At 62.8% G+C, this 10,982-nt stretch carries 13 protein-coding genes; 8 read left to right on the top strand and 5 right to left on the bottom strand.

What is annotated here, in order from left to right; translation table 11 throughout:
• The 3 genes from minC to minE all read left to right on the top strand — a co-directional run.
• Positions 1 to 836 (top strand): septum site-determining protein MinC (gene minC, locus M0954_RS00915; RefSeq protein WP_297351138.1); only part of this gene is annotated, 836 nt, incomplete at its 5' end.
• Between the two features lie 93 nt (positions 837 to 929).
• Positions 930 to 1,745 carry a septum site-determining protein MinD gene (gene minD, locus M0954_RS00910; protein ID WP_297351137.1) on the top strand — a complete coding sequence of 272 codons (816 nt, stop codon included), beginning with the start codon at positions 930 to 932 and terminating at the stop codon, positions 1,743 to 1,745.
• A 14-nt stretch (positions 1,746 to 1,759) separates the two neighbouring features.
• Positions 1,760 to 2,014, top strand: a complete 255-nt coding sequence (minE, locus tag M0954_RS00905; protein WP_122153712.1) for a cell division topological specificity factor MinE — start codon at positions 1,760 to 1,762, stop codon at positions 2,012 to 2,014.
• Between the two features lie 117 nt (positions 2,015 to 2,131).
• Here minE and M0954_RS00900 read toward each other — a convergent pair whose 3' ends face one another.
• Positions 2,132 to 3,529: a chloride channel protein gene (locus tag M0954_RS00900; protein ID WP_297351136.1), complete on the bottom strand. Its 1,398-nt coding sequence runs from the start codon at positions 3,527 to 3,529 to the stop codon at positions 2,132 to 2,134.
• A 229-nt stretch (positions 3,530 to 3,758) separates the two neighbouring features.
• Between M0954_RS00900 and waaC the strand changes: the two genes are divergently transcribed.
• Positions 3,759 to 4,766, top strand: a complete 1,008-nt coding sequence (gene waaC, locus M0954_RS00895) for a lipopolysaccharide heptosyltransferase I (protein ID WP_297351135.1) — start codon at positions 3,759 to 3,761, stop codon at positions 4,764 to 4,766.
• A gap of 582 nt (positions 4,767 to 5,348) precedes the next feature.
• Positions 5,349 to 5,474: a hypothetical protein gene (locus tag M0954_RS00890; protein ID WP_297351133.1), complete on the top strand. Its 126-nt coding sequence runs from the start codon at positions 5,349 to 5,351 to the stop codon at positions 5,472 to 5,474.
• Positions 5,475 to 5,630: 156 nt separating this feature from the next.
• Here the strand turns inward: M0954_RS00890 and M0954_RS00885 are convergent, their stop codons facing one another.
• From M0954_RS00885 to M0954_RS00875, 3 genes are all read right to left on the bottom strand, one after another.
• Positions 5,631 to 5,810: a hypothetical protein gene (locus tag M0954_RS00885; RefSeq protein ID WP_074263656.1), complete on the bottom strand. Its 180-nt coding sequence runs from the start codon at positions 5,808 to 5,810 to the stop codon at positions 5,631 to 5,633.
• A gap of 118 nt (positions 5,811 to 5,928) precedes the next feature.
• Positions 5,929 to 7,236, bottom strand: coding sequence for an MFS transporter (locus M0954_RS00880; RefSeq protein ID WP_122153715.1), 1,308 nt, complete (start codon positions 7,234 to 7,236; stop codon positions 5,929 to 5,931).
• A gap of 265 nt (positions 7,237 to 7,501) precedes the next feature.
• Positions 7,502 to 7,927, bottom strand: coding sequence for an energy transducer TonB (locus M0954_RS00875; RefSeq protein ID WP_297351139.1), 426 nt, complete (start codon positions 7,925 to 7,927; stop codon positions 7,502 to 7,504).
• Between the two features lie 326 nt (positions 7,928 to 8,253).
• On the opposite strand from M0954_RS00875, the gene M0954_RS00870 reads away from it, so the two are divergent.
• The 3 genes from M0954_RS00870 (at position 8,254) to M0954_RS00860 (ending at position 9,558) form a co-directional block, all read left to right on the top strand.
• Complete coding sequence (locus M0954_RS00870) at positions 8,254 to 8,463, top strand: hypothetical protein (RefSeq protein ID WP_122153717.1); 210 nt, start codon at positions 8,254 to 8,256, stop codon at positions 8,461 to 8,463.
• A gap of 190 nt (positions 8,464 to 8,653) precedes the next feature.
• A complete protein-coding gene (locus tag M0954_RS00865; RefSeq protein ID WP_297351130.1) occupies positions 8,654 to 8,995 on the top strand; it encodes a hypothetical protein in 342 nt (113 codons plus the stop codon).
• A gap of 38 nt (positions 8,996 to 9,033) precedes the next feature.
• Positions 9,034 to 9,558, top strand: coding sequence for a YMGG-like glycine zipper-containing protein (locus M0954_RS00860; RefSeq protein ID WP_122153718.1), 525 nt, complete (start codon positions 9,034 to 9,036; stop codon positions 9,556 to 9,558).
• A gap of 94 nt (positions 9,559 to 9,652) precedes the next feature.
• Here the strand turns inward: M0954_RS00860 and M0954_RS00855 are convergent.
• Positions 9,653 to 10,982 (bottom strand): efflux RND transporter permease subunit (locus tag M0954_RS00855; RefSeq protein ID WP_297351128.1); only part of this gene is annotated, 1,330 nt, incomplete at its 5' end.

Below are 10,982 nucleotides of genomic sequence, written 5' to 3'. Positions count from 1 at the left end.
GCAGTGGCACTGTCGACACGCTCCTGTTCGTGGTCAAGACGACCGACCTCGACGCCATGCGTGCCGAACTGACCCGGCGCTTCGAAGCGACCCCCGAATTCTTCGCTAACGACGTCGTCGCGATCGACGTGCGTCGCTTGGCCGATGAGGAGCGCGTGCCGCTCGGCGAAATCGCGCAACTGCTCGACAGCGTGCGTATGCGTCCGGTGGGCGTGGTGGCGAACCCGCAGCAAGGCTGGGCCGCCGAGTCCGCGTTGCCGCTGCTCGAGGCGCGCGACCGGCGTGGCGCGGCAGGCGCCAGGCCGGCAGGCGAAGAGGGCGTTCAGGGCGGTGAGAATGGCGCCGTGCCCGAGAGCGGTCTGAGTGGCGAGAGCACCGCTCCGGTGCAGGGCGAACTGCCGATCGACGTACCGGCGGCCTCCGTCGAAGTCGTGGCGGCTCGCCCCGCCGCGGGCGCCCAGACAGCAGCGCCAGGCGAGGCCGCGAAGCTCGTCACCTCGTCGACGACCACGGTGGTCGACAAGCCGCTGCGCTCCGGCCAGCGCATCTACGCGAAGGGCGATCTGGTGGTGCTGGGCCTGGTGAGTTATGGGGCGGAAGTGATTGCCGAAGGCAATATCCATATTTACGCGCCGTTGCGCGGCCGGGCCTTGGCCGGCGTGCAGGGCAACCACGACGCACGCATTTTCTGCACGTGTCTGGAGCCGGAACTGATCTCGATCGCCGGTATCTACCGTACGACCGAGAATCCGCTGCCGGCCGACGTGCTCGGCAAGCCGGTGCAGATCTGGCTCGATGAAGAAAAGCTGATGATTGAACCGCTGCGGCTCACCTGATCACCGGTTGCGCGCGCCGCCCCTGGCGCGTGCCTGGGATCTGGCTGCCGCCGGACTTATTTGAACGAAATTGACGAACTCAGGGTAAGGGTAATGGCAAAAATCATTGTGGTGACATCGGGCAAGGGTGGCGTGGGCAAGACGACCACGAGCGCGAGTTTTGCATCGGCCCTCGCGTTACGGGGCCACAAAACCGCCGTGATCGACTTCGACGTCGGCCTGCGTAACCTCGACCTCATCATGGGCTGCGAGCGCCGTGTGGTGTACGACCTGATCAACGTGATCCAGGGCGAAGCCAACCTGAATCAGGCGCTGATCAAGGACAAGAAGTGCGAGAACCTGTTCATCCTGCCGGCCTCGCAGACGCGTGACAAAGACGCGCTGACCATGGAAGGCGTCGAAAAGGTCATCAACGACCTGATCGCGATGGACTTCGAATTAATCATCTGCGATTCTCCGGCAGGTATCGAATCGGGTGCCCTGCTGGCGATGCACTTCGCCGACGAAGCGCTGATCGTGACGAACCCGGAAGTCTCTTCGGTGCGCGACTCGGACCGGATTCTCGGTATCCTGTCGTCGAAGACCAAGCGCGCGATCGAAAGCAAGGAGCCGATCAAGGAACACCTGCTGATCACGCGCTACAACCCGAAGCGCGTGAGCGAAGGCGAAATGCTCTCGCTCACCGATATTCAGGAGATCCTGCGCATCGACCTGATCGGCGTCATTCCGGAATCGGAAGCGGTGCTGCATGCGTCGAACCAGGGGCTGCCGGCCGTGCACCTCGACGGCACCGATGTCGCTGAAGCCTACAAGGATGTTGTGTCGCGTTTCCTCGGCGAGCAGAAATCGCTTCGCTTTACCGATTACCAGAAGCCAGGCCTCCTGCAGCGCCTCTTCGGCACCAAGTAAGGGGAGCGCACGTAATGTCGATTCTTTCGTTTTTGCTGGGCGAGAAGAAGAAGTCCGCGTCAATAGCGAAGGAACGCCTGCAGTTGATCATCGCGCATGAGCGCGCCGGCGGCCATGCGCCTGCCGATTATCTGCCTGCGTTGCAACGCGAACTCGTCGCCGTGATTTCCAAGTACGTGAAAATTTCCGATGAGGATATTCGCGTCACTCTCGAGCGCCAGGACGACCTCGAAGTGCTCGAGGTCAAGATTGAAATTCCGCAGGTCTGATCGCCGCAATGGCGGTCTGCATGATGTTTTATGCGCTCCCTGTCCGGCATCGTGACGGGCAGGGGGCGTAACGCGGGTCTCACCGCGGCCCGCGGTTCTTTATCACACTGGCTTGACTTATCGCGGCGGCGCGTCGGCCTCATCAGCCGCTTTTGCCTCGGGCTCCTCTTCGATGAGAGCCTCAGGCACTTCCGGTACCGGCGCAGGCGCGGGTTGCGGCAAAGGCGCCATATAGCGTTGCGATAACGCTTCATACAGCGGCGGCGCGAAGAGGCGCGATACGCGGCTCGCAATCAGTGCAGTGGCCATCAGCGAGATTACGAGGGCGTGGCCATTGATCATCTCCATCACGATCACGAACGACGTAATCGGCGCCTGCGTGACGGCGGCCAGATAGCCCACCATGGCGAGCGCGATCAGCATCTGCAGTTGCATGCTGCCGAACACCATATGCAGCAGATTGCCAAAGCCTGCACCGATCGACAGCGACGGCGCGAAAATGCCGCCTGGGATGCCCGGCAGATACGATCCGACCATCGAGATCAACTTCAGAAACGGATAGAACACCGACAGTTGCTCGCTCCCGTCGAGCAGACCACGCGCCTCCGCGTAGCCGCTGCCGAAGGTCAAGCCACCTGAGATCAAACCGACAACGGCAATCAACAGTCCACACAGCGCTGCGAAGACAACCGGCCGTTCGCTATGCAGCTTGCGCAGCGGCGCGGGAATCCAGCGCGCCGTGTTGAGCAGCAGCCAGCCGAAAACGCCGCCGGCGATACCGGTGACGACAGCCGTGAGCACTACAGCCACGGCGAGCAGATCGGGGAAATGCGTACCAATCTGGATCGTGCCGAAATAGGTGTAGTTGCCATTCAGCCCAAGGGCGATCACACCGGCGATGATGATGGCCGTAATCAGCACGCCGCTCGCGCGCGCCTCGAAGCTGCGGGTGAGCTCCTCGATGGCGAACACGATCCCTGCCAGCGGCGTGTTAAATGCCGCGGACAAGCCCGCTGATGCGCCGGCCAGCACGAGCTGCCGCTCGATCAACGCGTTGGAACGCGGGTAGAAACGGCGCAGGTTGAACATCAGCGCGGCGCCTACCTGGACCGTCGGTCCTTCGCGACCAATCGTAAAGCCACCAAGGATGGCGAGGAACGACACAGCGATCTTGCCGAACAGAATCCGGAACGACAGCAGCCGCGAGCCATATTCAGAGGGTTTGGAGTGCAGCGTGGCAATGACTTGTGGAATGCCGCTGCCCTCCGCGCCGCGAAAGAACTTACGGGTGAGCCATACGCACAACGCTGAAACCGCCGGGGTCACGATCAGCGGTAGCCAGACATGCCGATGTTGCATGGCGCTGAACTGGCTGAAGCCGAAATCGATCAGGCGGGCGTAGAACACCGCGATCAGACCGACGGCGATGGCGCCGAGCCAGAACACGCCGTATTGGCGCCACAGCCGGCGCGTGCGCCGGATGACGTTGGAGGGAAGAGGGGGGAATGCCCGCATTAGATGACCGCTCAGGCAAAGCGTGAATTATACCGATCGATCACGTCGCGTGACCACACGAAGGCATATTGAAAGAAACTCGACAGATAGCGCCTGAGAGCGTTGCTGCAAGCCATTTCGAGATATGCCTTTAGCGGGCCGTGCCCCGGGCGGCGCGGCGCCCGGCGTATATGACGAAAACGTGGTCGGCTATAATAAGCGCCGCGATCGATACTGTGACGGGCTACTAATGAAGCGAATTCTTATCGTCAAGGTGACTTCCCTGGGCGATATTGTCGAAGCCCTTCCGGTCATTGCCGACATCAAGCAAGCATTTCCGGGAGTGCAGGTGGACTGGGCGGCGGACGAAGCGTTTGCCGAAGTGGTCCACTGGAGCCAACGTGTTGACCGCGTCCTGTGCGCACCGCTGCGCCGCTTCAAGAAGGCGCGTCGCTGGTCGGACCTCAAGGCGATCGGCGCCTCCATCGGCGAGCTTCGTGCCTACCACTACGATTGCATCATCGATATCCAGGGCGTCTACAAGACCGCCATCATCGCTTTTCTCGCGCGCTCGTCGCGCCGTGTCGGCTATCGGAACAAGGACCTCGGCGAGGTTGGCGCATCCTTCGCCTATACGGCGCGGTTCGGCCCTCGTCCGCCCGTCAGCGCCTGGGAAGGCATGCGCATCAGCGCGGGTGAGGCGCTCGGCTATCAGCCCGACGGGCCGCCTGTCTTCGATCTGAAACTGCCCGAAACGGGCACCACGCCGTTCGAGGCAGGCGACGCGCCTGTCGCAGCGCTGTTCCACGCCACCTCCAAAGACGACAAGAAATGGCCGGTCGCGCATTGGGGCGAGGTAGGACGCGAACTGACGCGGCGTGGGTTTCGCCTCGTGCTGCCGTGGGGTTCGCCGCGCGAGCGCGAGGAAGCCGAGGCAATCGCCAAGGAAGTGCCTGGCGCAACCGTGTTGCCGCAGATGAGCGTCACCGAGATCGCCCGGATGATCGACGCGTGCTCTCTCGTGATTGGCACGGATACCGGCTTTGTCCACGTCGCGCACGCGCTTCAAAAGCGCACGGTAATGATCTTTGTGGCCACCTCACGCGAGCATTTCGGCATCGAAGCACCGTATCGCTCGATCTCGATCGGCGATGGCCTGTCGGTGCCCCCCGTCAGTGAAGCGATTCAGGCGATCGACTACGTGCATAGCGACCCGCATCCTGCCGGGGCGCAAGCGCGTTCCGTCACCGCTGTCTGATCTGTCACAGGCAACCGCAGGCTGGCCGCCGCTCGTGCATGGAGGCCACCTCAACGAATCTTTCCTCGCCAAAGAAAAAAGGCGTGACGCACAGTCCGCCCAATTGAATGGACGCTGCCTCGGCACGCCTCTAAAAGCGCCCGCGTCGGGGAACGACGGGCGGAGAGGATCCAACATGAACACAACAGGACTGCACCTTTAAAGACCACGCACGGCGCGTCGAGTTCAATCGCCCCTGCGGGGCGCGCCCACGCATTCCAGACCCCGGCCGATACAGTTGCCGTTCGACCAGCACCCATTTTCCGCATTACACGGCTGTTAAAAGTGTCGCATTTGGTTGGTCGCCGAGACGCAGCTTACGCGTTCCATTCACCCACCGGCTTCGCACAGAGGGCCTGAATGCAGGCCACACCTCAATGGGCGTTGCTCTGCGCCCGGCATTGCAGCCGCTGCCGGACGCGAAACCTGTAACGCAACCCTCATCATCGCTTACAAAATGCAACGCCCGCACATGTGCGCTTCGTGTCCAATCAACATCATTCGAGGCGGACTCGGATACCACCGAAACGAAGGGAGAACAACGTGAAACGCTTGACGCTGATTTTGATTGCCGGTGCGCTGCTGGCAGCTGCACTGGGAGGCTGTGTGATCGCACCGGCGCCGGGTTACTACGGCGGCGGCTATTACCACCACGGGTACTACAACTGATAAGCAGGGAAGTCGCGCATACGCTGTGTGCCGCGACATGGGAGGCGAGGGCTGTAAAGCTGGCAGCGGGCAGAGCCGTCGCATGGCCGGAACGCACCGGGCATGCGACGGTTGCCTGCATGACAAGCGGGTGTTTAGCCAGATCCTCGTTGAGGATCAGCTAAGCATCATCTCGAACGCGACCACCGCGACGATGGCCGCCGCGTTGGCAGCGAGCGCTTCAAGCACAATGGCTTTCCAGCTCGAAGGGCGGAAGCGGATGGCCAGCAGCAACGAGCACAGAAGTGCCAGTGCGATGATCATCACGACGTCTGAGTTCTGGAGATACAGCCTCATGGTTGCCTCCTGGCTCACTGGGGATATGGCTCGAGTATAGGCACGTCAAAAAGACGTGCAAGAGGGAAACCCACCAGGTGAGACCAGGGGCTGAGGCAGCCCGACGTTAAGAGCGCGCTTACATCAGTTGGGCATCGCGCGTTTCGCGCATACACAGCACACCGAACAGACTGACCGCGGCGGCAATCGATACGTAGGCGCCGACCCATGTCAGACCGCCGTGGGCAGCGAGCACCTGGGCGATGTAAGGCGCGACCGATGCGCCTAGAATCCCACCCAGGTTGTACGACACGCCTGCACCGGTATAGCGCACGTTGGTCGGAAACAGTTCCGGCAGCAGCGCGCCCATCGGCGCGAAAGTCACGCCCATCAGGAACAGCTCGATCACCAGGAACAGCAGCACGAGCGGCATCGAGCCGCTACCGAGCAGCGGCGCCATCGTGAAGCCGGAAAGGATGGCTGCGATAATGCCGACGATCAGCACCGGCTTGCGCCCGTAGCGATCGCTGGCCCACGCGGACAGTGGCGTGGCGAGCGCCATAAACAGCACGGCGACGCACAGCAAGCCGAGGAAGCTCTGACGCGGAATATGCAGTACAGATACGCCGTACGACAGCGAAAACGTCGTCGCGTTGTAGAACAGCGTATAGCAGACCACCATTGCCAGGGCGCCGAGCAGCGTCGGCCGCCAGTAGCTCGAGCACAGTGTTGCGATTGGCACGCGCACGCGTTCCTGGCGCTCGATGGCGGCGCGAAAGGCCGGCGTCTCGGTAATCTTCAGGCGCACGTACAGGCCGAGCGCAACCAGCACCGCGCTGACGATGAACGGCACGCGCCAGCCCCAACTGCGGAACTGCTCGTCCGAGAGCGACAGTGCGAGGCCGAAGAACAGGCCATTGGACGCCAGAAAACCGATCGACGGTCCAAGCTGCGGGAACATGCCGAACCAGCCACGCTTGCCGGCGGGGGCGTTCTCGGTGGCGAGCAGCGCCGCGCCGCCCCATTCGCCGCCCAGGCCGATCCCCTGGCCAAAGCGCAGGACGCACAGCAGGATCGGCGCGAGGCTGCCGATCGAGTCGTAGCCGGGTACGAAACCGATCAGCGTGGTCGAGATGCCCATCACCAGCAACGAGGCGACGAGGGTCGATTTGCGGCCGATGCGGTCGCCGAAGTGACCGAACAGAAACGAGCCGATCGGCCGCGCGACGAACGCGATGCCGAACGTGACGAACGCCGACAGCGCCTGCGCGGTCGCCGAGCCATGCGGAAAGAACACCGGGCCGATAACGAGCGCGGCGGCTGTCGCATAGACGTAGAAATCGTAGAACTCGATCGCTGTGCCGATGAAGCTGGCGAAGATGATCCGCGAGCTGCTGGTTTGACCGGCGTCGTCGGGGCTGGCCGCGGAAATCGGCGAAGTGGACATTCCAAGGTTCTCCTGTGTCGTGACGCGGCGTGGCGCGCTTCGCGGGCGGCGCGCATACGGCGTCTATTGTTTGGATTGGTATGCTCCGCGGCCTGACGGCCTGCACCGGCGTTGGCTGCCGGGTGGAACAATGCAAGGCGCGCGGGTGGCGCGGCAACGCGAGAGGCGGGACATGTGGTGCCCGCGGGTGAGCGGGCAGCATCGACGATCACGCCCGTGCCGGAAGGCTCCGGCGGGGGATCGCGAAATTATAGCGTGCGGCCCGTCAATCTATGGTCTGCGCCTGCGGCGAGGCGAACTCGCGGAGCTGGAACTTGCCGTTGTCGTTGAATAGCCAGTCTTCGAACAACTCGACCTGGCCGCGTGTATTGAGCAGCCTGGCAGGCGGCTGCGGCAACGGCGCTGCACGACGCAGCGTCGCGAGCGCGGTACTTTCGGCTTCGTCGTCGCCGTTGGTGCGATATACGGCTGACTGGATCACCTGACCGTCGCGGTCGACGGTGAACGAGACCACCACCAGCGAGCGCAGCATCGGCTGCAGCGTACCTTGCAACACGTAAGACGGATTGCGATCGAGGATGCGCCGTGCGACCGCGATGCGGTATTGATCCAGCGTTGCACTGTTCACGGCAGCGGGCGGTGTAATGAGCAGCGGCCGGTCGGGCGGTGTGAAGGTGCAGCCGGTCGCCATGACGGCTATGGCGAGCGCGAAACCTGCGCCGCGTGCGAGCGGGGACCACGAGCGACGATGTGAAGTCGGGCAACGAAGGTGGCGCGTGCGGGTGAGCATCCAGGCTCCGTTCGATGGCAGGGCGTAGTTTCATCCTAGTCAAATCCCGCCAGGTTTCAATTCGAGTTGGCCCTGATTTGGCATGGAAAGAACGGCCAGCCATGCGGCGCCTCTTTTCCCGGACGGATGTAACCGCGTAACCTCTCGAAACAAGGTCGTAGCCAAATTGTCGCCGCGGCTCACTAGGATGTCGACATCGCCCATGCGCTTTACGAAGGAGATGTCCGATGCTAAGCCATCACGAACTTGCAACGCTCATGTTGTTCCGGGATACCGGGCGACATCTGGAGGAGCTCGATCCCGACGTCCTTGCGCTGCGTCACTACGAGCTGGTCGAAGTGCGCTCGCACGACCGCCATGGCTCGACGCTGCAATTGACCCGGCGTGGCCGCGAATTGTTGCAGCGTCTGCATCTGGACGGCGGCCGGCTGCAATAAACCGCCGAAAACGCCCTGCAGCCGGATCGCCCCGTCCGTCCCTGCTAAAATTCATGACAGAAACATTGCAGTGTAACGAGCGGAAAAAATTCTTTGCTCTGAAGTAATTGTATTGCGAGTTAGAGTGGAATAGCGTTCAGTAGTACTGTGAGACACCATATCGGTGCCGGTTTACGTCGTGGAGATTGTTGTGAAAAGCTTGAAAATTTTGCTCGGCTTGGCAGCTGCCGCAATGGTTTGCGCGAGCGGCGTGGCCCATGCAGCACACGTAGGGGTGTTCATCGGGGGCGGCGGCGGTTACTACTACCCGTGGGGTGTGCCGTATTACTATCCGTATCCGCCGGCGGTCGCCGTGCCGGTGCCCGCGCAACCGCAGGAGTATGTGGAGCAGGGCCAGACGTCTGCAGCCCCAGCGGCGTCTGGGCAACCGGGCGGCACCTGGTACTACTGTGATGACACGAGGAGCTATTACCCGTATGTGAAGTCATGCTCATCGGGTTGGCGCCCCGTGCCGGCGCAGCAGTCGCAGTAGCCTGTAAACTAAAAACGTATTACCGCAAAGAGAAGGAAATGAAATATTCAAGGCTTGCTCTTATCGCTTCATTGAGCTTTCTAGGCGCATGTTCGGTCATGCCAGCCGGTCCTAGCGTCATGGCGCTGCCGGGCACCGGTAAAACTTTCGACCAGTTCCGCGTTGACGACAACTCGTGCCGTCAGTTTGCGTTCCAGCAGGTGGGCGGGGTTTCGACCAACCAGGCTGCGACCAACAGTGCGGTGGGCAGCGCGGTGGTCGGTACGGCCCTCGGCGCGGCCGCCGGTGCGGCTTTCAACGGTGGCAGCGGCGCTGCGGTCGGCGCAGGCGCCGGGCTGCTGGCAGGCACGCTGTTCGGTGCCGGTGCGTCTCAGAATTCGGCTTACGACGTCCAGCGCCGCTACGACTATGCGTATCTGCAATGCATGTATGCGAACGGCAACCGGATTCCGGTGCAGGGCCGCATGCGTACCATGGAGTCGAACGGGGGTGGCGGGTATGTGACCACCACTCCGCCGCCGCCCCCGGGTTCGCCGCCTCCGCCGCCGCCTGGCGCGTATTAAGCGGATTGATTGGCTTCATCTGAACATGGCTGCCGTTTTTGACGGCAGCCTTGTTGCTTTTGGGTCGGCGGTTTTCACGGTTCAGGCGGTTAGCTCAGGCGGCCGCGCGGCGTTGGCCGCGTGCGCGCATCCACGACTGCAGGCGGTCGATGTAGAGATACACGACCGGCGTCGTATAGAGCGTGAGCATCTGGCTGACGATCAGCCCGCCGACGATCGAAATGCCCAGCGGCCGGCGCAGGTCGGCACCCTCGCCATGGCCGAAGGCTAGCGGTAGTGCGCCGAGCAGCGCTGCGAAGGTGGTCATCATGATGGGGCGGAAGCGCATCAGGCTGGCGTGATAGATGGCGTCGCGCGACGACATGCCCTCGCGTGTGGCATCGATCGCGAAATCCACCATCATGATCGCGTTTTTCTTGACGATGCCGATCAGCAGGATCACGCCGATCAGCGACATCACCGTGAACTCGACGTGGAACGCCATCAGCGCGAGCAGCGCACCGACGCCCGCCGAAGGCAGCGTCGAGAGAATCGTGAGCGGATGGGCATAGCTCTCGTAGAGGATGCCGAGCACGACATACACCGCCGCCAGCGCCGCCAGAATCAGCAGCGGCTCGTCCGAGAGCGATTGCTGGAAGGTGCGCGCCGTGCCCTGAAAACCGCCGTGAATCGTGCCCGGCATGCGAATCTCCGCCATGGTCCGGTCGATCGCGGTGACGGCCGTGGAGAGCGGCTCGCCCGGCGGCAGGTTGAACGAAATCGTGGTGGCGACAAAATCGCCCTGGTGATTGACGCCTAGCGGCGTATGACCCGGATCCCATCGCGCAAACGTGCTGAACGGAATCATGGTCTCCTGCGCGGTGCTGACCGAAGTGCCTGCGGATGCGCTCGAGTGACCGCTTGCTGCCAGCGAATTGATGGCGAGGTTGCGTGCCGAGTCGGCCGCGATGGCGGCTGCGTTGGTCGCGCTGCTCGAGGTGCTGCTGGAACTGCTCGAACTGGCAGAACCGCCGCCGGACGACGTGCCTCCGCCCCCTGACCCGGCACCGGCCAAAGCGAAGGGCGTGGCCGCGGGTATCGAAGGCGAGCCGCTGATCGTGGTCGACGTGCCGGCGCTGCTGGCGGCCGAGGCCAACGCCGCTGCCGCAGTGGACTGGATACCGAAAGTCGGCGTGGTGGAGGGCGGAGGTGGTTGGGTCGGCGTGGTCGTGCCGCCCGCGGTTGCCGTTGGGCCGGTACCGGCGGCGGTCGTCGCGGGGTTCGACGAGCCACCTCCTCCCGAACTGGAACCCGCCGCGCTTGCTGCCGTCGTCACCGTTCCTGCCACCGCATTGGTGGACTGCGTGCCGCTCGGTGTTCCCGCCGAGGTACTTACGTAAAGCTCGTCGAGCGTTTCCGGGTATTGCCAATAACGCGGCGCTACT

It is taken from the genome of Paraburkholderia sp., assembly GCF_026225065.1.
Taxonomy (GTDB): domain Bacteria; phylum Pseudomonadota; class Gammaproteobacteria; order Burkholderiales; family Burkholderiaceae; genus Paraburkholderia.
The sequence above is the reverse complement of the archived record's forward strand: the minus strand, read 5'-3'. Positions and strand labels throughout refer to the sequence as shown.

What these genes read in the sequence shown, in the direction of transcription:
- minD (WP_297351137.1), top strand. Translation starts at nt 930, where the DNA reads ATGGCAAAAATCATTGTGGTGACATCGGGCAAGGGTGGCGTGGGCAAG.
- minE (WP_122153712.1), top strand. Translation starts at nt 1,760, where the DNA reads ATGTCGATTCTTTCGTTTTTGCTGGGCGAGAAGAAGAAGTCCGCGTCA.
- M0954_RS00900 (WP_297351136.1), bottom strand. Translation starts at nt 3,529, where the DNA reads ATGCGGGCATTCCCCCCTCTTCCCTCCAACGTCATCCGGCGCACGCGC.
- waaC (WP_297351135.1), top strand. Translation starts at nt 3,759, where the DNA reads ATGAAGCGAATTCTTATCGTCAAGGTGACTTCCCTGGGCGATATTGTC.
- M0954_RS00885 (WP_074263656.1), bottom strand. Translation starts at nt 5,810, where the DNA reads ATGAGGCTGTATCTCCAGAACTCAGACGTCGTGATGATCATCGCACTG.
- M0954_RS00880 (WP_122153715.1), bottom strand. Translation starts at nt 7,236, where the DNA reads ATGTCCACTTCGCCGATTTCCGCGGCCAGCCCCGACGACGCCGGTCAA.
- M0954_RS00875 (WP_297351139.1), bottom strand. Translation starts at nt 7,927, where the DNA reads ATGGCGACCGGCTGCACCTTCACACCGCCCGACCGGCCGCTGCTCATT.
- M0954_RS00870 (WP_122153717.1), top strand. Translation starts at nt 8,254, where the DNA reads ATGCTAAGCCATCACGAACTTGCAACGCTCATGTTGTTCCGGGATACC.
- M0954_RS00860 (WP_122153718.1), top strand. Translation starts at nt 9,034, where the DNA reads ATGAAATATTCAAGGCTTGCTCTTATCGCTTCATTGAGCTTTCTAGGC.